We start from the raw sequence: 21,589 nt of genomic DNA on the forward strand, positions 1-21,589 counted from the left end.
ACGCATGGCCAACAAGACGTCCATAAAGCCATCGGCGGTCGCAAAGAAGCCCGCCGCCAAGCCTGCCGCTGCCAAGCCGGCCCTCCTCGCAGGCGGCAACCCTCAGATCGCGAAGGCCGACGGCGACGCTCCGGTGCAGGCCTATATCGCGGCCATGCCGGGCTGGAAACGCGACGTCGGGCGCCGCCTCGACGCGCTCATCGTGCGGAACGTGCCCAACGTCCGCAAGGCCGTCAAATGGAACTCGCCCTTCTATGGCGTAGAGGGCCAAGGCTGGTTCCTCAACTTCCATTGCTTCACAAAGTACATCAAGCTGGCTTTCTTCCGCGGCACGTCGCTGCGTCCTGTCCCTCCCGGCGAGTCCAAGCACAAGGAAGTGCGCTACCTCGACATCCACGAGGACGACCAGCTCGACGAAGCTCAGCTCGCCGCTTGGGTGAGGCAAGCCAGCCAATTGCCAGGCGAGCGAATGTGAGTGGGAATGCCAGTCATCCCCGCAAACCCGGTGCCGACTGGCGGTATTCAAGTGACGGGCGAGCGGCAACAACCCTAGGGAAAGCGACAATAATGATGAAAAGTGGCTCGATGGAAGGAAATGCAGGCAACTCTCCCTCTCAGCTGATCGATGCCAGAATCAACGAGCTAGGCGATTGGCGAGGCAAAACGCTTTCCCATGTCCGCGCTCTGATCAAGCAGGCCGACCCCGAAGTGGTCGAGGAGTGGAAGTGGCGAGGCGTTCCCGTATGGTCGCACGCCGGAATAATCTGCACCGGTGAGACCTACAAGAACGTCGTGAAGTTGACCTTCGCCAAGGGCGCCGCGCTGGAGGACCCTTCCGGCCTGTTCAACTCCAGCCTCGAAGGCAACACCAGGCGCGCCATCGATATCCGCGAGGGCGAGGAAATAGATGAGGACGCGTTCAAGACGCTGATACGCGCCGCTGCAGCCCTGAACGCGGCCCGATAGTCGGATCCCGGCCGATATGGTCGGCCGACGGGCCGAGAGCGGCGAGCAAGGCTTCGCCGCTGGCTTGCGTTGCATTCTCATGCGGCGCGCGCAGGTTCAGCCAGCGTCTGTCGCCGGACCGTACCGCCAGCACCGCCTTCATTGCAGCGATGAGGCCGGCGTCCTGGATGATTTTGCGAAACGCTTTGACGGCGGCGTCCGCCTCGGCAACATCCTCTCCCGCCAGTGCCGCGTCGTAGAGGGAACGGATCGCTGCGGCATTCAGATTGACTGTCGCCGAGATGCACCCCGCAGCACCGTTCGCGAGGCCTTTGGTCAGCTGTGCTTCCGAACTCGGGAAGACCGCGACCCTTGGCGCCGCCGCGATAACCGCCGCGGTGTTGTTCCAGTCGCCGGCGCTGTCCTTGTAGGCCACCACGACATCGGGAAACGCTTTGCTCAACCGGGCGGTCAGCGCCGGGCTCACCGGCACGCCTGAATTCTGCGGGATGTGGTAGAGGATCATCCTCATAGCCGGGTTCGCCACCCGTTCGATCAGCTCGCTGTAGTAGCGGGCCTGGCCGTTGTCACCGACAGCCGTGTAGAAGAATGACGGCAGCACCATCACCCCGGCACCGCCGAGACCGACCGCATGCGCGGTCAGTTCGACGGTCTCGGCAAGTGCTGTGACACCGGTGCCGGGCATCAGCCGGCTTGGCGAAATGCCGGCCTCGACCAGCCACTCCAGCGCTTGCATGCGCTCGCGCAACGAGACGGACAAGGCCTCGCCCGTGGTGCCGAACGGCGACAGGAAATGCGCTCCCTGATCCAGCACCCACTTGGCGTGGGATGTCCAGAGGTCGCGGGCGATGCGGCCGTCGTTTTCGAAAGGCGTCAGGATCGGAGCGATGGTTCCTTGCGGGCGGATCATGGGCGTCCTTCTACCGGTGAAAATCTGTGCAGTGCTCAAAACCCGGTGACCTGTACCCCACCGGGCAAGCCACATGAGCAGTGCTGCTGAAGTACCGGCCGTTCGGCCCCGAACGCAAGCCGCTCGTGCATAGGCGCGCGATTGTGATCGGGCGACGGCTCTGAAGCCTGTGCGAACGGCTCGACGCCAGACTCTACGAAGCGAAGCGGACTAGGCGCAACAGGGCCGGACGTCCCTGACACTCGACGAGGCTCTCGAGGTATATCCTGGCACCGGATAACATCGTCTGGTCGAGGGGGGTGACAAACGAGTTCTGCTGTTCCATCAATGCCGCTTTTTGAGGAGAAGCCCATGCGGAGGATCGGTGTCGGCATCATTGGCTGCGGCAACATTTCAGATGCCTATCTGAAGGCGTCACCGCAATTTCCGGTGCTCGACATTGTCGGCGTCGCCGATATCAACCGGACGGCGGCCGAGGCCAAGGCAGCGGCCTACGGCCTGGCTGCCATGCCGGTCGACACGCTGTTGGCCGATCCCCGGGTCGAGATCGTGCTCAACCTGACGACGCCGCAGCATCACGTGCCGGTCGGCTTGCAGGCTGTCGGCAAAGGCAAGCACGTCTATTCGGAGAAGCCGCTGGCAACGACGCTCAGCGACGCGGAGCGGCTCGTCGCGGCCGCGCGCGAAAAGGGCGTGCGTGTCGGCTGCGCACCCGACACTTTTCTTGGCGGCTCCCACCAGACGGCGCGGCGGCTGGTCGATGAGGATACCGTTGGAACCATTGTCGCCGGCTCTGCTTTCATGCAGGTGCCCGGCCACGAGCTCTGGCATCCGAATCCGGATTTCTACTACCAGCCCGGCGGCGGGCCGATGCTCGACATGGGACCTTACTATTTGACCTGCCTGGTCAATCTCCTGGGGCCGGTAAAATCGGTGACCGGGCAGGCGAAGTCATCCTATGCCACCCGTACCATCGGTTCTGGACCGCGCCAGGGCGAAACGATCCAGGTCGAGGTGCCGACCCATATTTCCGGCCTGCTCACATTCGAGAATGGCGCGGCGGTCTCGATCACCACCAGCTTCGACGTCTGGAAGCACGATCACAATCACATTGAGCTCTACGGCACCACCGGCTCGATGATCGTCTCCGATCCCAACCAGTTCCAGGGCGACATCAGCACCAGCCAACGCAAGGGCGACTGGACGATGGCCGATCAGATCCATTCCTATGGCAACGGCAATTACCGGGGCCTCGGCCTCGCCGACATGGCGCAGGCGATCGTCTCCGGCAGGCAACACCGCGCCAGCCTCGATCTTTCCCTCCATGTCCTGGAAATCATGGAATCGATCATCTCTTCAGCAGAGAGAGGGCGGCGTATCGACCTGAGATATGGCTGCGCCCGTCCGGCGCCGATGCACGCCGACCTGCCTTTCGGAATTCTGGAATAGGGAATAATGCAATGAGCAAGACGGCACTGATTTTCTGGGGCGGCTGGGAAGGTCACACCCCGGCTCGAAGCGCCGAAATCGTCAAGGAGATGCTGACCGGCAACGGCTTCGACGTGCGGCTGGAACAGGGGACTTCGGCACTCGCCGATCCGCAAATATCCAAGCTCGATCTCATTGTCCCGGTGATCACCATGTCGACGATCGAAAAGCCGGAGCTGCAAAACCTGACCAGCGCCGTCAAGGCCGGCACCGGCTTTGCGGGCTTTCACGGCACCATGTGCGACAGCTTCCGCAATGAGCCGGAATACCAGTTCATGACCGGCGGCCAGTGGGTCGCCCATCCCGGCAACATCATCGACTACAGGGTCGATGTCATCAGGTCCGATGATCCGGTCGTGCTAGGCATCGACGGCTTCGCCTACCGCTCAGAGCAGTATTACATGCATGTCGATCCGACCAACGAGGTGCTGGCGACGACGACTTTCACCGGCGAGCATCTCGACTTCATCGCCGGCGTCGTCATGCCGGTCGTCTGGAAGCGCCGATACGGCAAGGGCCGCGTCTTCTACAGCGCGCTCGGCCACACCGCCGACGAGTTCGCCGTGCCGCAAATGCGCATGATTTTCGAGCGCGGCGCGATTTGGGCCAGCCGAAACCCGGACCTTGCGTAGCCCTTCTATCTGAACGCCACGTATCGTCGTCGTCTTTTTTCAAGGAGCAAAGCCGTCCGACGGCTAACTCACAGGGTCCCGAACTACAGGCGATTGACTGCCATGGTAGTATCCAATACACCGGCGGCCGTCATCGGGAATTCCGCAGCTGGAGGTCGAATGGAGCAGACGTGGCGATGGTTTGGGCCGAGCGACGCGGCAACGCTTGCCCACGCAAGGCAGGCCGGCGCAACCGGCATCGTGACGGCATTGCACGACATTCCATACGGCGAAGTCTGGCCGGTCGACGCCATCAGGCAGCGCCGGGCGCAGATCGAAGCGGATCCGGTGATGGGCCTCAAATGGAGCGTCGTCGAGAGCGTGCCCGTGCACGAGGACATCAAGCTCGGCCGCGGCGATCTCGACCGGCTCTACGACAATTTCAGGCAGACCTTGCGCAATCTCGGCGCCTGCGGTGTGCGCACGGTCTGCTATAATTTCATGCTGATCCTTGATTGGACCCGCACCGACTTGGCTGTGCCGCTGCCGGGCGGCGGACGGGCGCTGCGCCTGAACATGCATGAGCTTGCCGCGTTCGACTGCTACATGCTGCAGCGCAAAGGGTCGGAGCGCGACTATGCGTCCGATGTTCTCCAGCGGGCGAGCGAGTGGTTCGAGACGACGCCGGATGCGGCGAAAGAACGTCTGCTCGCCAATATCATGGCCGGCCTGCCGGGTGCCTTCAAGCGCTACGACATAGCGGAATTGCGCGAAGTGGTGGCCGAGCAGTCGAGCCTGTCGCACGACCGGTTGCGCGAGAATCTCGTCCGTTTTCTCGAAAACGTGCTGCCGGCGGCCGAAGAGGCGGGCGTCACGTTGGCGATCCATCCGGACGACCCGCCGCGCGATCTCGTCGGACTGTGCCGGATCGTCAAGAATGCCGAAGACATCGCCTTTATCCTGGACGCCGTGCCCTCGGCCAACAGTGGACTTACCTTGTGCACGGGGTCGCTGGGCGCCAATCCGGCCAATGACGTGCCTGCCATCGCCAGGCGTTTTGCGCATAAGATCAAGTTCGTGCACCTGCGCAATGTCAGCAAGGATCCGGACGGCTCCTTCATGGAATCCGAGCATTTGAACGGCGATGTCGACATGGTTTCGGTGGTCTCGATCCTGCTCGACGAGCAGCAACGCCGCCGCGATGCCGGAGAGCCGGCGGCGCTGCTGCCGTTTCGTCCGGATCATGGCCACGAGCTGATCGATGACGCCACGCGGCACACCCATCCCGGCTACCCCGTGATCGGTCGTCTTCGCGGCCTTGCCGAACTGAGAGGCGTAATGACGGCGATTGCTCATCAGCGCGGCTACCGACTTCAATGACGGCGCCCCGCCTGCTCTGTGTCGGCGCGCTCACCTACGACACGATCTTGCGCCTCGACGTCCTGCCCTCCGGCGCCGGCAAGTTCCTGCCGAGCGAGGCCGTGCAGATCGCGGCCGGCATGGCGGCAAGTGCCGCCGCGTCGGCCAGCCGCCAGGGCGGGCAGGTCTGGCTATGGGCAAGCGTCGGCAACGATGCCGTCGGCCGCGACGTCATCGCCCAGATGGAGGCGGAGCGGGTCGACTGTTCGCTGGTGCGCAGGGTCGAAGGTGGCCGCTCCGCCATTGCCACGATCCTGGTCGACGCCGTCGGCGAGCGCATGATCGTGCCCTTCTATGATGCCATCACACAAGCCGATCCGGACCGTCTTCCGCCCGCGGATTTTTCCCGCTTCGACGCCGTCCTGGTCGACGTACGCTGGCCGGGAGCCGCCGCGCTGGCGCTGGCGAAAGCCCGCGAATGCGGCATTCCGGCGATCCTTGACGCCGATGTCGCGTCGCGACCGGTGCTCGACCGGCTACTGCCGCTCGCCTCGCATGTCGTTGCTTCGCTGCCGGCGGCGCGTATTCTGTGCGGTCCAGAGGCTTCCGCTGGTTCCGCCGTCGCCATTCTCGGCGAACGGACCGGCGCCTTCGTCGCGGTCACCGATGGGGCGAACGGCACCGCGTTCCAGCACCCGGGCAGCAATGATGTCCGTCATCTGCCGTCGCCACGGGTCGAAGCCGTCGACACCCTGGCGGCGGGCGACGTGTTTCACGGCACCTTCGCTCTGGGTTTGGCCGAAGGCTGGAATGAAGAGTGGGCCATAGCAGTGGCCAGCGCTGCCGCCGCCCTGAAATGCCTGCGCTTTGGCGGACGTCTCGGCGCACCGACGCGCGCGGAAACGCTGGCCTTCATGCAAGGATCGCCGACATGACGCCGAACCCGCTTGCCGGCTCGACGGAAAAGGGCACGTCAAGTAGCGCTGATCGACTACCATGGTAATCGCTGTACAACCGCTCGTGGAGGATAAATGGCTGAATTCAAAAAACGCGCGCTGGTCACCGGGGCGGCCATGGGTATCGGCCGTGCCGTCGCCGAAAGGCTGGCCGAGCAAGGCGTAGACCTGGTCCTGTTCGACCGGGCGGGCGATCAGCTGGATGAGGTCGCGGCGCAGCTTTCGACGCGCGGCGTGACCGTGCGCACCATACTTGGCTCGACCGCCGATGCTGAGACCTGCGGCCGCGCCGTCGAGCTTGCCCGATCCGCGTTCGGCGGGCTCGACATGCTTTCCCACAATGCCGGCATCCAGCGTTACGGAACGGTGGAAACCACCGACGAGGCGCTTTGGGACGAGGTGATGAACGTTAACCTCAAGGCTGCCTATCTGCTGTCGCGCGCGGCGATGCCGCTGCTGCGCCAAAGCCGCGGCGCCATCGTCCATATGAGTTCGGTGCAGGGCCTGGCCAGCCAGGAAGGCGTTCTGGCCTATACCACGGCCAAGCACGGCCTGATCGGCCTCGTAAAGTCGATGGCCGTCGACTATGCGCCGCTCGGCGTGCGCGTCAATGCCGTCGCTCCGGGCGCGGTCGACACGCCGATGCTGCGGGATGCGGTCAAGCTCAACGACAACCCCGAGGAGATCCTGCGCATCCTCGACAATATGCATCCGCTCGGCCGCACGGCCCGGCCGCAAGAGATTGCCGCCGTCGTTGCCTTCCTGCTGTCCGACGATGCCTCCTTCGTCACCGGCGAGGTCGTGCGCGTCGATGGCGGCCTGCTGGCGCGCATCGGCGGTTCTCCGCGCAAGGAATAACGCCGTTGTGTCTCATGTCAGCCTGGACGGCCAGCGCCAGCGCATCGCCATGGCTCGCCCAACCTCGTCATGACGGCCACAGTGCTGGCGAGAGTCTTTAAGGGGATTGCCGATGGCGGGGCTTTTGGGAATGCGGACCATCACCGAGGGACGGCTGCTCGAATCTGGCCCCGGCGTATCGGTCGCGGCGAGAACCTTCGAGGTTTTGCTCGACCAGATCCTGACCTTCCGGCTGAAGCCGCACGAATTGATATCCGAAAAGGCGATGTCGGAAGCCCTCGGCGTGAGCCGCACGCCGGTCAGGGAGGCGCTCGCCCGGCTCGCCGGTCTTGGCCTGATCGACATCTATCCGCAGCGCGGCAGCATGGTGGCGCCGCTCCGGATCGCCGATCTCGAGAGATCGCAATTTCTGCGCGAATCGCTTGAAGTCGGCCTGATCAAGCGTGCGGTCGAGAGCCCGCGCCGCGCCGAACTGCTCGCCATGCTCAAAGGCGAACTGGCGGTCCAGGAGACGTTCGCCTCTATCGCGGACGACAGGCGCTTCTTCAAGTCGGACGAGCTGTTCCATCAGCACATCGCCAGCCATGCCGGCTTCCCCGGAATCTGGGCCGACATCAGTGCGGCGAAGCTGCACATGGACCGCTTCCGCTTCCTGTCCTTCCCGCGCCTCGACAGCATGTCCGTGGTCCTCGGCCAACATCGGCGGATTGTCGATGCGCTCGAGCAGGCCGACGCGCTTGCGGCGGAAGAGGCGATGCGAACGCATCTTCGCCGCATCTTCGACGTGCTCGAAATCGTCCAGGAGCGCTATCCCCATTATTTCGAGGCACCAGGCTCGACGGGAAAGAGGACAGAAGCGGCTGCCGGCGGTCTGCCCGAATGACAACCGGTCGCGCGACAGAGCGAGGAGGAGACGACGTGAAAACGTGAAACCAGCCGGCTCAGTCCAGGCCTGAGCCTTTCTTCGGCGGTTCCGAAGGCGTTTTGGTCTTGCTGCGGGATTTGTCGGAAGCCGGCTTGGCTTCGCGTTTTTGCCCCTCGCCGCCTTGCTCCTTGCGGAGTTGCTTTTCCACTGTCGATCGCGATCCTTCCGCAGGGTCTTGTTCGGGATGGCTTTCCCTAGCCGTCATGTCAGCTCCTATCCATTCTGGTCTATTGCATGAGGCGCGGGCTGAGGACCGCCACTGGTTCTGTCGCGCCCAAGCATCAGCCATGCGGCGAAGAGCACGACCAGTACGACCACGATCCAGGCAACGAGACGAGGCATTGGGCCTCATTTCCCCCGCCGCTTGCTGCCGCGCGCCTCGGGATCGGAGCCGGCCCCGACCGTTGGATCGGGCACGACCGGACCGCGTTCGGCCTCGGAAGCCTCAGCTTCGATCTCCTGCACGGCCTGATCCCAATGCTCGCGCTCGCGTCCTTGCGGACGGCCTTCGCGCTCCCAGATCTCATGGGCTCGCTGCCTGATACGCTCTTCCCTGTCCATGACCTTTGCCTCCTCATCCCCCTAATCCGGCGATCGGTGGTTTGTTCCGGGCGGCCAGGGCAGTCATCGCGGTTAGTTGACGTGATCACCGAGCGCTCTAGATCAAATTGCACGCGGAAGTCGCTTGGTGCGGGGAGAGCAATCGTGTGGCAGCCACGCTACAAGCACGTATTGTAGATGCCATTGCAGCTGTCGGTCTTCGACCAGACCGCCTGTGCTTGCTGCTGACGATGTTTGTGCTGACGGCATGCTCGCCTTCCGACCAGATCGAGCAGCAGTCGAAAACCGCGGCTTCCGCCGCACAGACCGCATCGCTGGTGCTGGATGCCTGGGCTTCAGGGGCGGCCCCCTCGAAATACACGTCGCGCACCTTGCAATCGGTAGGCAAGACGCTCGCCGATGCCGGTGCGCAAATCCAGTCCGCCAAGTCGCCTGAAGCCAGCGAGCAAGCCGGTCTGACGGCGGCAGTCGGACAGCTTTCGACGGCGGTGACACGCGCCGCGACGGCAGTGCAGGACGGCAACCGCCCGGGAGTGGAACAGGCGCAGCAGGATCTCCGGGCTGCCACTGCGGCCCTGAACGCGTCCCAGTCCAAATATTTCGCGCCGAAACCATGAAGAAGCTGCTCGAAATATCGTTGGGTATCGTCACCAGCGTTGGTGGCTTTCTCGAGGTCGGATCGATGGCAACCGCCGCTCAGGCGGGCGCGGCGTTCAGGTTCCAGCTGATCTGGGCCGTCGTTCTGGGCACGATCTGCATCATCTTTCTGGTCGAGATGGCCGGCCGGTTCGCCGCCGTAAGTCATCACACCATCGCCGACGGGATCCGGGAACGGTTTGGCTTCAACGTCTTTCTGTGGCCCTTGCTTGCGACTTTGCTGGTCAACTTCCTGGTGATGTCCGCCGAGATCGGCGGCGCTGCCATTGCGCTCGAGCTCGCGACCGGCATCGGCTTTCAATGGTGGGCGCTGCCGGTCGCTTTTCTGGCATGGCTGTTCCTCTGGAAAGGCACGTTCGGCTTCATCGAAAAAGGCGTCTCGATCCTCGGCCTCGTCACGCTATGCTTCGTGGTTGGCGCCGTCATGCTGGGACCCGATTGGGGGCAGGTCGCGGCCGGCGCCGTGCCCACTCTGCCGGACCACGACGCCGCCAAATACTGGTTCATGGCGGTCAGCATTCTTGGCGCGTCGATATCGCCTTACCTGTTCATGTTCTATTCGTCGGGAGCGATCGAGGACCAGTGGGACAAGAGTTATCTCGGGACCAATCGGGCCATTGCCGGCTTGGGCATGAGTTTTGGCGGCACGATCGCGATCGGTGTGTTGATCGTGGCGGCGCTCGTGCTTGCGGCACACGGCATAGACCAGGTCGACGATTACCACCAACTGCCGCTGATGCTGATCCCGATCTTCGGCTTCTGGGGGTTCGTCCTGTTCGTCGCTTCACTTGGCATAGCCTGCTTCGGTGCTGCGCTGGAAGTCGGGCTGCAGCAAGCTTACCTCGTGGCGCAAGGTTTTGGCTGGACCTGGGGCGAGGACCAGAAACCGCGCGACGATCCGGGCTTCAGCACCGTCTACACGGTCTCGTTGCTCCTCGCCGCCATTCCGATCGCGCTGGGTCTCGATCCACTGAGGCTCACGATCTTTTCCATGGCACTGACGGCCGCCAGCCTGCCTCTCTCCGTGGTTCCGTTCCTCTTCTTGCTGAACGACGAGCGGTATGTCGGCGAGCACCGCAATGGCATGATCTCGAACGCCGCGGTCATCTTCATTATCGCACTCGGTTTCGTGCTCGCAGTCGTGACCATTCCGTTGCAGATATTCGGAGGCACGTGATGGATTTGCTGCGCGACATTCTGGACAAGCAAGTTGTCGACCGCGAGCAGGTCAAAATCGGCAAGGTGGACGGGCTGGTGGTTGAGCTCAGGCCAGGCAAGCCGCCCAAAATCGTTGCCGTCGAGCTCGGCTCGATCACGCTGGCGCGGAGGCTTGGCGAGCGGCCCGGGCGCTGGATGGCGCGGCTTGCCGCGAGGCTTGGCGGCAAGCGCCATGCCGAGCCGCACCGCATCGCCTGGAACAAGGTGCGCGACATCGGCGTCGACATCGAGTTCGACATCGACGTCCGCGAAACCGCGATTCTCGACTGGCAGGACTGGCTGCGCGACCATGTCATTGGGCGTATCCCGGGGGCCGGATGATGGCCACTGTCAACCTTGAGCAATTGGCTGGCAGAAATGTGCTTTCGCAGCGCGGCAAAAGCATCGGCCATATCGAGGAGATACGCGCCGAACCGGAGGGCGACGACCTCGTGATCACCGAGTACCATGTCGGCATTTACGCCGCATTCGAGCGTCTTTCCGCTTCGGCCATCGGCATAGCGGTTCTCGATATCTTTCGACTGCGCAGTCGCGACAGCATGTACCGCATTCCCTGGGACAAGCTCGACATCTCCGACCCGTCGCGGCCGCGACTGTTATGCACGAAGGAAGAACTTTCAGGTATGAAGGGGAGTATCGAGGGCGATACGCTGGAATGAACGATACTTTCCCGCCGTCGGAGAATGCGGTCCAGTGAAAGTTCTGGTTACCGGCGCCACCGGCCTGATCGGTGCCTCGGTCGTCGCACGCCTTCTTTCCGAAGGGCATGAGGTGATCGGATTGGTCCGCAACCCCGGCGCAAACCGGGCCGGCAATTATCAGTTGCTGGTGCTGGACATGACGGTGGCGCTGCAGCCCGAAGACTGGCTGCCGCATCTGACGGGCGTCGACGCCGTCGTCAATTGTGCGGGCGTTCTGCAGGACAGCCCCCGCGAAAAGACGCGCGAAGTCCATCGCGATGCGGCGGCTGCGCTCTTCCTTGCCTGTGCGCGGGCAGGGGTTGCCCGGGTGATCCACTTCTCGGCGATAGGCGTCGATCGGGCGCAGCCTTCGTCGTTCTCGGCGACGAAATTAGCCGGCGATGAAGCGCTTATGGCGCTTGATCTGGACTGGGCGATCCTTCGCCCGTCCGTGGTGCTAGGCCGGCCGGTGTTTGGAGCCAGCGCATTGTTTCGGGGTCTCGCCTCGCTGCCGATGCTGCCGTCCATGCCCGACACCGGCCGGCTGCAGGTGGTGCAACTCGACGACGTGGTCTCTACCGTCGTCTTCTTTCTCGATCCGGCCAGTCCGTCTCGCATTGTGCTGGAACTTGTCGGTCCCGAACCGCTGAGCATGGACGAGGTCGTCGGCACCTATCGCCGATGGCTCGGCTGGGCTCCGGCAACCAGGTTTGTCTTGCCCGGGATACTTGCAAAGCTTCTCTACCGCCTCGGTGATCTTGCCGCGATGTTCGGCTGGCGGCCTCCGATGCGCACCAACGCGGCCAGGGAGATCGCACGAGGGGCGGTCGGAGATCCCTCGGACTGGACCGCCTCGACCGGCATACGGCCGCAGACCCTGGCGGGATTCCTCGCGCTCAATCCGGCGACGGTGCAGGAAAAATGGTTTGCCCGGCTGTATTTCATCAAGCCGGCGATATTCGTCGTCCTGCCCTTCTTCTGGATAGTGACGGGAATTGTGTCGCTGACCACCGGCTATGACAGCGGCATCGGCCTGATGCAAAGCACGGGGGCTGGCATTTTGTCGGCGCCGACCGTGATCGCCGGCGCTCTTGCCGACATCGCCGTCGGGGCACTCATAGCCTGGCGGTCGACGACGCGAAAGGGCCTCTATGGCGGGATCGCGCTGTCGCTCTTCTATCTAGTGGTGGGAAGCTTCCTGCGCCCGGAGCTGTGGAACGAACCGCTTGGACCGTTCCTCAAAGTGTTGCCGATCCTGGTGCTGCATTTTGTGGCGTTGGCAGTGCTGGAGGAGCGTTGATGCTCTATTTCCTGCTGAAATTTCTGCATGTCATCGGCGCATCCGTGCTGCTTGGCACCGGCGCCGGCATCGCCTTCTTCATGCTGCTCGCCCACAGGAGCGGCAACGCGGCGACGGTTGCGGCGGTGGCGCGCATCGTTGTCGTCGCCGACTTTCTGTTCACCGCAACAGCCGTCGTGGCGCAGCCGCTGACCGGAGCCGCGCTCGCCTGGCAGGCAGGCTACTCGCTGTCCGAGGGCTGGATCGTGCTTTCGATTGCGCTCTACATCTTCACAGGAATGTTCTGGCTTCCGGTCGTCTGGATGCAAATGGAGATGCGCAAGCTGGCCTCGCTAGCCGCTGCTGCAGGCGCGCCGTTGCCGCCGCGCTATCATCGGCTCTTCTGGCTGTGGTTCGCCTTCGGCTTTCCCGCCTTCGCTGCGGTGCTCGGGATTTTCTGGCTGATGATCGCGCGGCCTGCGATCGACTGGTGAAGACAAGCGGCGGCAGCTGCCGCGGTTTAGCTATTCCGGTCCGGCACCGCCTCCCGTCCCGACGCGGCGAGCAATGACTTTCATTTCAGCGAATAGAGATAGGCCGCGATATCCCGCGCCTCCTGCTCGGAAATTCTGGTCGAAGGCATCGCCGTATGCGGATTGACCTCCCTTGCGGCGCGTAGCCAGCGGATCATGTTTTCCGGCTTGTTGGACAATACGCCGCCGACATAGACCTTAGCTGCCAGGCTGGCGTCGAGGCGTGGACCGACCAATCCTTGCGCACCAGGGACGCCGGTTATTGTATGGCAACCGGTGCAGCCATTGGCCGTCATGATCGGTATGGCGCGGGCGGCGACACCGCCGGTCGCCCTGTTGGCCTTGTCCTCGACTCGGCGGCTTTGCTCCGAGTACAACGTGACCCCAGCCAAAGCTGCAACGATCACAACGATTGCCCCGGCGCCGATTACCGGTCCAGACAGCATGAAGCGCGGTGTGCTGCGCACGCCAACGCCGCTGGTGGCATTGTCGGCCTCATGCTCGACCCGGTCGGGATGCTTCTGCCATAATGTCAAGGCCACCCAGGCTGTGGCCAACACGGCAATCACCGTCCCGGCACCAATGACCATCTTAGACAGGGTGGAGCGCATGCGACGCCTCCCGATCCTTTCGGCCGCTGGAGCGGATCCACAGGCCGGCCAACAGCAACGCCGCGCCGCCATAGATCAGGCCGGCCGGAACCCACATCACCAGACCGGCGAGTTGCTGGTCCTCGAGCGGACTAAGGCTCCACAATTCTGCGCCGGCGGCGTTTTCCGGGTACCACAGCCTTGGCGAGACCAGCAGCAGCACTCCGAGCAGACCAGTGTGCAGCGAGGTGAAGAAAAGGTGCATGACCGCGCTGCCATAGGCTTGTTCGCGGCCGGGGCGCGGCAGCAGCACCCACCAGAACAGCAGGCCGCTACCGAGGAAGCTGGCATGTTGCGCATAGTGCAGGGCACCCTGTGCAAGCGCTGCCTCGAACAGGGCCGGAACGTGCCACGCCCATATCGCGACGCCGTGCAGGACGGTGGCGGCTGCAGGGCGGCTGATGGCGGCCCAAATCGCTCGCAGCATCTTGGCGTGCCCGGCTGTGCCCAGCGCCTGCCGCAGCTTGATCGGCAATGCCCACATCATCGCCGCGGCCGGACAGGAGGCGACCAGCAAGGGCGCCGCCACCGCCATCAGCAGCTCATGTTCGATCATATGGGCGGTGAAAACGCGCTCACCCAATGCATGGAGCGGACTGACCAGCGCTGCTGCCAGGATGACCCAGCCGGCCGCGAACAGCAGGGCTTGCCACAGCCGCAACGGGCGGCTGCGAGCACTCCGCCGCCACAACCGAGCGGCTCCGGCCGTGTAAAGCAGTGCGATCGCTGCCAACGGCAGCGTGATTGGCAGCGCCAGCGTCCAACCGGCCTGCGGGGCGCCGGCACCGTAGCAGATCGAGGTCGAGAAGAGTGCCTCGAAGCTCATCGTATGCAGCCGTCAAGAATGAGCGAGGCAGCGCCCTGCATGACGATTACCAGCGCAAACAGCACCGCGCTGAGAATGCTGACATTGGCGACGAAATCTTCGGTGCCGCGCGTACGCTCCGGTTTGAAGGCGGCGCCGCCTTGCTGTCGCGCCCGCCACGACAGCGCGCCGCCAAGCAGGGCCAGCACTGCCAGCACCAGTGCAATGACTGGTATGACAGGAATACCGTGGGCGCACTGCCACTCGACAACCGCGTAATTCAGTTGCGTCGACACCGCCCAGGCCAATGGCCCCGACAACAGCCCACCCCATGAAGTTCCATACCGAACCGCGCGCATTTCAACCAAGCCTCGGTGTCCAGTAGATCAACAGATAGATCGGGATCCAGGTCGCGACCACGAAATCCCAGTAGAAGACGTTGTCGCCCACATCGCCGAAACGTCGACCGCTGTAGCCATGGCGCGTGAACATCAGGACCGTCAGCACCAGCGTGTCGCCGACATCGGTGATCAGGTGTGTGGTGTGAAGGCCGAGCAGGACCCACAGCATCGAGCCGTAGGCGTTGGCATCCCAATAGATGTTGAGGGCCGGAAACTCGAACCAGCGCACGACAAGCGGTGCGATGCCGAGCACCGACATCACCACCAGGCCGATGCGAACCGGCACCATCGCACAGGCTTCGGCATAGCGGTTCAGTATGTGGTTAGGCACCACGCTGGCGAGCAGCAACAGCGTGACGATGGTGCCTGGCCAATGGTTGGGCGGCGGCACGCCTGGCGGCCATTCGGGCGACAGATACGCAAGGTAAAGATAGGCGCCTGCGGCGAGCGCGAACCCAGTGCCCTCCAGTGCCATGAAGGCGAGAGTGCCCCACCAGGTCGGGCTGCGTGGTCCGAGCCCGAAGGTCGGGAGTTTGGAAAGATCGGCGGCAAGGCGCTGTTTCATTCCTCATCCTCCGGGTCGCCTTTTGGCCAGAACCAGCCGATCAGAGTGATGGCGATCGGCCCGGCTCCCCAGACCACCGCCCACGGGCTGAAGATCGAATAAAGAAAGGTTGCGCCGATCGCGAGCGCGGCGAACAATGGCCAGATCGATGGCGTCACCGACGTCTCGCGCACATCGGGATGCGCCTCTGCCACCGTCGAAATAACAAGTTCGCGCACGTCGACGCGAAGCCCGATCGCTACGGGCAGCGTATCGCGTTCGGCCCAGAGCGGCTCGGAGTGCGTAACCACCGGAATCCGAGCGAAATTATAGCTCGGCGGCGGAGACGCCGTCGCCCATTCCAGCGTGCCCGCATGCCAGGGATTGTCGCCGGCCGGGTCACCTCTCAAGGCGCTGTGCACCAGATTTACGGTGAACAGCACGAAGCTCACAAACAGGATGACCGCCCCGGCTGTGATGAACAGGTTGATGTTGCCCCAGCCGAGCTCCACCGGGTAGGTGTAGACGCGGCGCGGCATGCCCCACAGGCCGACAATGTGCATCGGGAAGAACGCTGCATTGAAGCCGATGAAGGCGAGCCAGAAGTGCCAGCGTCCGAGACGTTCGCTCATCATCCGGCCGGTTATCTTGGGGAACCAGAAATAGGTCGCGCCCAGTAATGGGAACACCGAGCCGCCGATCAGAACGTAGTGGAAGTGCGCGACCACGAAGTAGGTGTCGTGCACTTGCAGGTCCAATGGCACCGACGCCAGCATCACGCCGGTCAGGCCGCCCGCGACGAACGTGAAGAAGAAGCCGAACACGAACAGCAGCGGCGTCCTGACTATCGGCCTTCCGTCCCACAACGTCGCCAGCCAGCAGAAGATCTGCAGTCCGTTCGGAATGGCGATCATCATGCTCGATGCGGTGAAGAAGCTCGCGCCGAGCTTCGGCAGGCCGGTTGCGAACATGTGATGAACCCACAGTCCGAACGACAGGAATCCGACCGCAATCAAGGACAGAACCATGCCCAGATAGCCGAATACCGGACGCCGGGCGAAAGCGGCGATGATCGAGGACACGATGCCGGTTGCCGGGAGAAATATTATGTAGACTTCGGGGTGGCCGAAGAACCAGAACAGGTGCTGGAAGAGCAGTACGTCGCCGCCCTCCGCGGGATTGAAAATATGGGTGCCGACCAGCCGGTCGAGGATCAGGAACGTCGACGTGATCATGACCGCCGGCATGGCGAACACGATCACGAATGAGGTGACCAGCATCGCCCATACGTAGAGCGGAATCCTGTCCAGCGACATGCCCGGCGCGCGTTGCTTCAGCACGGTAACGATGGTGGCGACGGCGACCGCCAACGACGACACTTCGGTGTAGGTGATCATCTGCGCCCACACGTCGGAGCGCTTGCCTGGCCCGAATTCGGGGCCCGATAGCGGCACGTAGGAGAACCAGCCGACGTCGGGCGCCATGTCGAGTGCAAACGACACCCAGGCGAAGAGGCCTCCCGAGAGATAGATCCAGAAGCTGAACGCATTCAGGCGCGGAAAGGCGATGTTGCGGGTGCCGACCATCAGCGGCACGAGGTAGATGCCGGTCGCCTGCACGATCGGCACCGCAAACAGGAACATCATGGTCACGCCATGCATCGTGAACAGCTGGTTGTAGCGGTCGGGCCCGATCAGTCCCCGCTCCGGCCCCGACAGTTGGATGCGCATGGCAACGGCGCTGAGGCCGCCGAGGCACAGGAACACGAAAGCGGTGATCAAATAGCGCCGCGCGACGATCTTGTGGTCGACGCTCGACAGCGCACCGATGATGCCCGGCGTCGTCTGCCATGTCCGCGCCAGCCAGCGGTCAAGGCTGGCGTCGTCGAGACCGGTATCGCGAGGACCGTCGCGCTCGGGAGCCAGGTCACCCTTTTGTGCCGCCTCGCGTTGCTGGGCGAGGTGACGCTCATGGGCCAGGTTGGCGCTGCTCATTTCAGGCCCTCGAGATAGGCGACGATCGCATTCAGCTCGTCGCCGTTCAGTCCCACCACGGGCATGTGGGCACCTGGCTTGATCCCCTGCGGATCGGCTATCCAGGCTGCGAGATTGCCACGGCTCATCGTCAGCGTCCCGGCGGCGAGCGTTTGCCGGCTCGCGATATGGGTGAGGTTGGGGGCGACCGTGCCGCCGGCGATGGTGCCGCCGATCTTGTGGCACATCACGCAGGGCCGTTTGAGGAACAGGTCATGGCCGGCTTTCGCCTCGGCCGAGGCAGGAGCGATGGCCGGCCGCAGCTGATCGTTCAGCCAGGCGTCGAAAACAGGCCGGGGTTCGGCGACGATGAAGGTGCTCATATTGGCGTGCTGCGCACCGCAGAACTCGGCGCACTGGCCACGATAGACGCCGGGCTTGTCCGCCTTCAGATCGAGAATGTTCTCGTGGCCTGGAATGAGGTCCAGCTTGCCCGAGAGGTTCGGCACCCAGAAGGAATGGATGACGTCGGTCGAAGTCACTACAAGCCGCACCGGCTCGCCCGCCGGGATGTGGATTTCATTGGCTGTCGTCAGGATGCGGTTCGGCTGATCGTTTTCGTAGCGCACCTCCCACCACCATTGATGCCCGGTCACCCGGATCGTCAGCGCCGCATCCGAGCCGATGGCGGCGAGCGTCCGGTTGGCGAAGTAGCTCAGCAGCGTCAGGCCGACCAGGATCAGGGCAGTAGCGGCGAGTGCGGCGACGACAATTCGCATCTTGCGGCGCTCGGCGGCGGGATCAAGGACAAGCGGATCGCCGAGCGGAGCCGGGCGCCGGGCCAATGGCATGATCAGCACGGCCATCACCAGAAGCCAGACCACCGTGCAAAGCGCGGTGAAGAACCAGATCAGCCATGCGAGCTCGCCCGCGGCCGGGCCTTTTGGGTCGAGCGCGGATTGCCAGCCGCTGCACCCTGCAAGGAGCAGCGTGCAGGTTGTGCAGCAGCACACCTTGCAGACAAGGCGGTTCACGGCGACTTTCCCAGCGTCGCGGCATGCGGCAGGCGATTTTCGGATGGATGGGGCATCATGTCGTCGTCGCGGCCCGGCGCAGCGGACTTCGGTGCGTTGCCGCTCAGCGCGCGGACGAAGGCGGCAAGCTCCCAGATCTGGTCATCCGGGATCTTGTTGCGAAAGCTCGGCATGCCGTTTGGCCGGCCGTCCCTGATCGTGGCGTGGATGCTTTCGATCGAGCTGCCATAGAGCCACTTCTGGTCCATGAGGGCCGGGCCCATGCCGCCACCGCCATTGGCGTGGCAGCCGGAACAGTTAAACCAGTTGAACAGGCGCTTGCCCTCGCTGAGGTGGAAGGCATTGGCCTCGAACACGCCGGCCTTGTCGTCGGACGCGGCCGGCCGCTGGCCGCCCGGTTCAAGGGCTGTGACGGCTGCCGGTTGGTCACCCGAGCCAAGCGCCGACTGTGGACGCGTATCGCGTTCCTCGCGCTGGCAAGCGACAAGGACGAGCATTGCCGACAGCAAGCATGGAAGGCCGCGGTTCATCGCGCTGCTGTCCCGGTGATGTCCAAGCGGGGCACGCCATATTCCGCCAGGATTGCACCGATTTCGGCGCGGTGCTTGGCGAGAGCGGCGTCTACTTCGCTGCGCAGCGCATCGTCCTGGCGGCGCACGCCCATCGAGATGTCGTAGATCATCGGCAGCAGCGGGCCGTCGATGCGCGGCGCAACCGGCGTAATCCGCAACGGCACTTTTTGCCTGGCGGCGAAGTAGCCGGCCAACGGTCCCCAGACGACGGCCATATCGATGTCGCCATTGGCGACCGCCTCGATGATGCGCGCCGGCGGGTTCGGCGCTGAATAGTCGCCATAGACCGGGAAACCGATGAGATGGCCGACAATGCCGCGGCGCCCCAGCGCCTGGACGGGCGGCGAGTTGGCGCCGTCGTCGCCGATCAGCTGGACGCCGACATGCAGATCGCGCAGGCGAGGATCGTTGAAGGACGTAATTTCCGGCGCATCCTCGCGTGTCACGAACACGTAGGAAGACCGGTAGTAGGGCGCGGTGGTGCGCAGCATCTCGAGATTGGCGGGCGTGCCGGGCACCAGATCGCACAGGCCGGCTTTCAGTGTGTTGCGGACGAAGCCACGGCGCTGTGCCCACCAGGTGTAGGAAACCGTCGCACCAAGCTCGCTGGCGACGAGTTCGGCAATCTTGTTTTCAAAGCCCTCTCTGGCGGCATTGGAGAATGGCATGTTGTTGGGATCGGCGCAGACCCTCAGCTCGCGCGCATCGGCAAGGGTGGCGACAAGCGAGAGCGCCAGTGCGCCGATCGCGGCGGCAAGGTGCCGGGAACGCTTTCGCCGTGGGCGCGCAACGCGGTCGATCCTCTCAAGGCAGCCGGAACACATACAGCGTACCTCCCGGCGTGGTTACATCCTTCAGATCCTTCATGACGTTGACAAAGCCGAGCGCAGCGGTGGCGTCGCGCGGGTCGAGATCGCCGGACACGATCGCGCCGGCCCAGCCGCCGACGCCCGAAAGGATCGCGACATATTGGTGCCCGTCCGGGCCGCGATAGGTGATCGGCTGGCCAATGATGCCGGACGACGTCTTGAACTGCCAAAGCAGTTCGCCGGTCCTGGCGCTGACCGCCTTGAACCAGCCTTCCATGGTGCCGTAGAACACGACATTGCCGGCGGTGGCGACGGCGCCGCTCCACACCGGAAAACCCTCCTTCAGGCTCCATGCCGGCTTGGCGGCAGCGACATCCCAGGCGGTGAATGCACCGCGATTGCCGCCCGGCCCGGGGATCATGCGCACATTCATGCCGACATAGGGTGTGCCGGCGATGTAATTCACCTCGACGCCTTCTTCGTCCATGCACAGGTTGTTGTGCGGGATATAGAGCAGGCCGGTCTTGGGCGAGAACGCCGAGGGCTGCCAATCCTTCAGGCCTGATGCGGTCGGGCAGATGTCGCGCACCACCTTGCCGGTGCCGGTCTTTTTGTCCGGATTTGCAATCAGCCGGCCGGTCTTGAGATCGACCCCCTTGCTGGAATTGACCGGCCCGAACGGCACCGCCGACAAGACCTCGCCGGTCGTGCGATCCAACAGGTAGACGTAGCCGTTGCGTTCCGGCCGCACGAGCACCTTGCGGGGCTTGCCCTGCCAAGTCATGTCGAGCAGCACCTGTTCGTTGATGCCGTCATAATCGTGCAGGTCATGCGGGGTCCATTGATAGAACCATTTGGCCGCGCCGGTATCGGGATCGCGGGCAAAGACGCCGGCGGTCCATTTGTTGTCGCCGGGTCGCAGATCCGGATTCCACGGGCCGGGATTTCCGGTGCCGTGGAAGATCAGGTTCAGATCCGGGTCATAGGAGATCCAGCCCCACACATTGCCGCCGCCGATCTTCCAGGCGTCGGGCGGCCACGAGGTCACGCCGAGATCCTTGCCCCTGTCCATATCGTAATGCGGCTTGAAATCGGGGCCGATCAGCACCTCGGCGTCGGGGCCGGTGTTGTAGGCCGTCCAGACGACGTGCCCGTCGCCGGCGTCGAGGGCCTTGATCCAGCCGCGCACGCCCATTTCGCCGCCGGAATTGCCGACCAGCACCTTGCCCTTCACCACCAGCGGCGCCATGGTGATGGTCTCGCCGATATTGATGTTGCCGATATGGGTGTTCCAGACCGGCTTGCCGGTGGCCGCATCGACGGCGATGGCGTGGCCGTCAAGCGTGTTGAAATAGATGCGCCCGTCGAAGAAGGCCGCGCCGCGGTTGACCACGTCGCAACAGGCAACGCCCTGCGCCGCGGGCTCGGGATTGGGCTCGAACTTCCACTTCATCGGCGCGCCAGGCTTGGTAAGGTCAAGCGCGTAGAGGATGTTGGGAAACGGCGTCACGATGTACATGGTGTTGCCGATGACCAGCGGCGCGGCCTCGTGACCCTTGTTGACGCCGGTCGAGAAGGTGAAGGCCACCTGCAGGTTCTTGACGTTGTCCTCAGTGATCTCCGCAAGTTCGCTGTAGCGGGTCGAGGCATAGTTCTTAGCCGGCATCGTCCACTGGCCGTCGTCGGGCGGAGCAGCTGCGGCCGGCGGATTTATCGCAGGGCCTGATGCGGGCTGAGCAACCGCCGCGGCGATCAGCGCAAACCCTGCCAGCAGCGTCCAACCCAGCATCGCCGCCATTG

Annotated in this window: 25 protein-coding genes; 14 read left to right on the forward strand and 11 right to left on the reverse strand. The window is 63.8% G+C overall.

Going from position 1 to position 21,589, the window contains the following annotated elements; translation table 11 throughout:
• Positions 1-4 precede the first annotated feature (4 nt).
• Together NKI85_RS06815 and NKI85_RS06820 are read left to right on the forward strand one after the other, a co-directional pair.
• Complete coding sequence (locus NKI85_RS06815; RefSeq protein WP_352527084.1) at positions 5-475, forward strand: DUF1801 domain-containing protein; 471 nt, start codon at positions 5-7, stop codon at positions 473-475.
• Positions 476-567: 92 nt separating this feature from the next.
• On the forward strand, positions 568-966 hold the full coding sequence (locus tag NKI85_RS06820; protein WP_352527085.1) for a DUF1801 domain-containing protein: 399 nt from the start codon (positions 568-570) through the stop codon (positions 964-966).
• Here the strand turns inward: NKI85_RS06820 and NKI85_RS06825 are convergent.
• Complete coding sequence (locus NKI85_RS06825) at positions 920-1,876, reverse strand: dihydrodipicolinate synthase family protein (protein WP_352527086.1); 957 nt, start codon at positions 1,874-1,876, stop codon at positions 920-922. The two genes, NKI85_RS06820 and NKI85_RS06825, sit on opposite strands and share 47 nt — an antisense overlap.
• Before the next feature lie 351 nt (positions 1,877-2,227).
• Between NKI85_RS06825 and NKI85_RS06830 the strand changes: the two genes are divergently transcribed.
• The 6 genes from NKI85_RS06830 to NKI85_RS06855 all read left to right on the forward strand — a co-directional run bounded on the left by NKI85_RS06830 (position 2,228) and on the right by NKI85_RS06855 (position 8,031).
• The gene (locus NKI85_RS06830; protein ID WP_352527087.1) at positions 2,228-3,325 is read left to right on the forward strand and encodes a Gfo/Idh/MocA family protein; all 1,098 of its coding nucleotides are present in this window, start codon (positions 2,228-2,230) and stop codon (positions 3,323-3,325) included.
• Positions 3,326-3,336: 11 nt separating this feature from the next.
• On the forward strand, positions 3,337-3,996 hold the full coding sequence (locus NKI85_RS06835; protein ID WP_352527088.1) for a ThuA domain-containing protein: 660 nt from the start codon (positions 3,337-3,339) through the stop codon (positions 3,994-3,996).
• Positions 3,997-4,155: 159 nt separating this feature from the next.
• The gene (gene uxuA / locus NKI85_RS06840; RefSeq protein ID WP_352527089.1) at positions 4,156-5,355 is read left to right on the forward strand and encodes a mannonate dehydratase; all 1,200 of its coding nucleotides are present in this window, start codon (positions 4,156-4,158) and stop codon (positions 5,353-5,355) included.
• The gene (locus NKI85_RS06845; RefSeq protein WP_352527090.1) at positions 5,352-6,269 is read left to right on the forward strand and encodes a PfkB family carbohydrate kinase; all 918 of its coding nucleotides are present in this window, start codon (positions 5,352-5,354) and stop codon (positions 6,267-6,269) included. Before uxuA ends, NKI85_RS06845 begins: the two co-directional genes overlap by 4 nt.
• Before the next feature lie 96 nt (positions 6,270-6,365).
• Positions 6,366-7,148: an SDR family NAD(P)-dependent oxidoreductase gene (locus NKI85_RS06850; RefSeq protein ID WP_352527091.1), complete on the forward strand. Its 783-nt coding sequence runs from the start codon at positions 6,366-6,368 to the stop codon at positions 7,146-7,148.
• A 112-nt stretch (positions 7,149-7,260) separates the two neighbouring features.
• Positions 7,261-8,031: a GntR family transcriptional regulator gene (locus NKI85_RS06855; protein ID WP_352527092.1), complete on the forward strand. Its 771-nt coding sequence runs from the start codon at positions 7,261-7,263 to the stop codon at positions 8,029-8,031.
• Between the two features lie 390 nt (positions 8,032-8,421).
• On the opposite strand, the gene NKI85_RS06860 is transcribed toward NKI85_RS06855, so the two are convergent.
• Positions 8,422-8,634 carry a DUF2934 domain-containing protein gene (locus NKI85_RS06860; protein ID WP_352776449.1) on the reverse strand — a complete coding sequence of 71 codons (213 nt, stop codon included), beginning with the start codon at positions 8,632-8,634 and terminating at the stop codon, positions 8,422-8,424.
• Positions 8,635-8,852: 218 nt separating this feature from the next.
• Between NKI85_RS06860 and NKI85_RS06865 the strand changes: the two genes are divergently transcribed.
• The 6 genes from NKI85_RS06865 to NKI85_RS06890 are packed head-to-tail and all read left to right on the forward strand — an operon-like array spanning position 8,853 to position 12,962.
• Positions 8,853-9,251: a hypothetical protein gene (locus NKI85_RS06865; RefSeq protein WP_352776450.1), complete on the forward strand. Its 399-nt coding sequence runs from the start codon at positions 8,853-8,855 to the stop codon at positions 9,249-9,251.
• On the forward strand, positions 9,248-10,468 hold the full coding sequence (locus NKI85_RS06870) for an NRAMP family divalent metal transporter (protein ID WP_352527095.1): 1,221 nt from the start codon (positions 9,248-9,250) through the stop codon (positions 10,466-10,468). Before NKI85_RS06865 ends, NKI85_RS06870 begins: the two co-directional genes overlap by 4 nt.
• Positions 10,468-10,830: a hypothetical protein gene (locus NKI85_RS06875; RefSeq protein WP_352527096.1), complete on the forward strand. Its 363-nt coding sequence runs from the start codon at positions 10,468-10,470 to the stop codon at positions 10,828-10,830. Before NKI85_RS06870 ends, NKI85_RS06875 begins: the two co-directional genes overlap by 1 nt.
• A complete protein-coding gene (locus NKI85_RS06880; protein ID WP_352776451.1) occupies positions 10,830-11,168 on the forward strand; it encodes a hypothetical protein in 339 nt (112 codons plus the stop codon). Before NKI85_RS06875 ends, NKI85_RS06880 begins: the two co-directional genes overlap by 1 nt.
• A gap of 34 nt (positions 11,169-11,202) precedes the next feature.
• Positions 11,203-12,489, forward strand: a complete 1,287-nt coding sequence (locus NKI85_RS06885) for an SDR family oxidoreductase (protein ID WP_352527098.1) — start codon at positions 11,203-11,205, stop codon at positions 12,487-12,489.
• Complete coding sequence (locus NKI85_RS06890) at positions 12,489-12,962, forward strand: DUF2269 family protein (protein WP_352527099.1); 474 nt, start codon at positions 12,489-12,491, stop codon at positions 12,960-12,962. Before NKI85_RS06885 ends, NKI85_RS06890 begins: the two co-directional genes overlap by 1 nt.
• Positions 12,963-13,042: 80 nt before the next feature.
• Here NKI85_RS06890 and NKI85_RS06895 read toward each other — a convergent pair whose 3' ends face one another.
• Genes NKI85_RS06895 through NKI85_RS06935 form a run of 9 tightly spaced genes read right to left on the reverse strand, consistent with a single transcriptional unit; the run spans position 13,043 to position 21,578 of the window.
• Positions 13,043-13,612 (reverse strand): c-type cytochrome, encoded by a 570-nt coding sequence (locus tag NKI85_RS06895; protein WP_352527100.1) that lies wholly within the window; start codon positions 13,610-13,612, stop codon positions 13,043-13,045.
• Positions 13,593-14,477, reverse strand: a complete 885-nt coding sequence (locus NKI85_RS06900) for a cytochrome c oxidase assembly protein (RefSeq protein WP_352527101.1) — start codon at positions 14,475-14,477, stop codon at positions 13,593-13,595. The genes NKI85_RS06895 and NKI85_RS06900 overlap by 20 nt, the downstream gene beginning before the upstream one ends.
• Positions 14,474-14,776: a hypothetical protein gene (locus NKI85_RS06905; RefSeq protein WP_352776452.1), complete on the reverse strand. Its 303-nt coding sequence runs from the start codon at positions 14,774-14,776 to the stop codon at positions 14,474-14,476. Before NKI85_RS06905 ends, NKI85_RS06900 begins: the two co-directional genes overlap by 4 nt.
• Before the next feature lie 40 nt (positions 14,777-14,816).
• Positions 14,817-15,422 (reverse strand): cytochrome c oxidase subunit 3, encoded by a 606-nt coding sequence (locus tag NKI85_RS06910; protein ID WP_352527102.1) that lies wholly within the window; start codon positions 15,420-15,422, stop codon positions 14,817-14,819.
• Positions 15,419-17,395, reverse strand: a complete 1,977-nt coding sequence (ctaD, locus tag NKI85_RS06915) for a cytochrome c oxidase subunit I (protein WP_352527103.1) — start codon at positions 17,393-17,395, stop codon at positions 15,419-15,421. Before ctaD ends, NKI85_RS06910 begins: the two co-directional genes overlap by 4 nt.
• Positions 17,392-18,408 (reverse strand): cytochrome c oxidase subunit II, encoded by a 1,017-nt coding sequence (gene coxB / locus NKI85_RS06920; protein WP_352527104.1) that lies wholly within the window; start codon positions 18,406-18,408, stop codon positions 17,392-17,394. Before coxB ends, ctaD begins: the two co-directional genes overlap by 4 nt.
• Positions 18,405-18,938: a c-type cytochrome gene (locus NKI85_RS06925; protein WP_352527105.1), complete on the reverse strand. Its 534-nt coding sequence runs from the start codon at positions 18,936-18,938 to the stop codon at positions 18,405-18,407. The genes coxB and NKI85_RS06925 overlap by 4 nt, the downstream gene beginning before the upstream one ends.
• Positions 18,935-19,804, reverse strand: coding sequence for a substrate-binding domain-containing protein (locus NKI85_RS06930; RefSeq protein WP_352527106.1), 870 nt, complete (start codon positions 19,802-19,804; stop codon positions 18,935-18,937). The genes NKI85_RS06925 and NKI85_RS06930 overlap by 4 nt, the downstream gene beginning before the upstream one ends.
• Positions 19,785-21,578 carry a methanol/ethanol family PQQ-dependent dehydrogenase gene (locus tag NKI85_RS06935; RefSeq protein ID WP_502896061.1) on the reverse strand — a complete coding sequence of 598 codons (1,794 nt, stop codon included), beginning with the start codon at positions 21,576-21,578 and terminating at the stop codon, positions 19,785-19,787. The genes NKI85_RS06930 and NKI85_RS06935 overlap by 20 nt, the downstream gene beginning before the upstream one ends.
• Between the last annotated feature and the right edge of the window lie 11 nt (positions 21,579-21,589).

Source organism: Mesorhizobium sp. M0571, assembly GCF_040320985.1.
Lineage (GTDB): Bacteria > Pseudomonadota > Alphaproteobacteria > Rhizobiales > Rhizobiaceae > Mesorhizobium.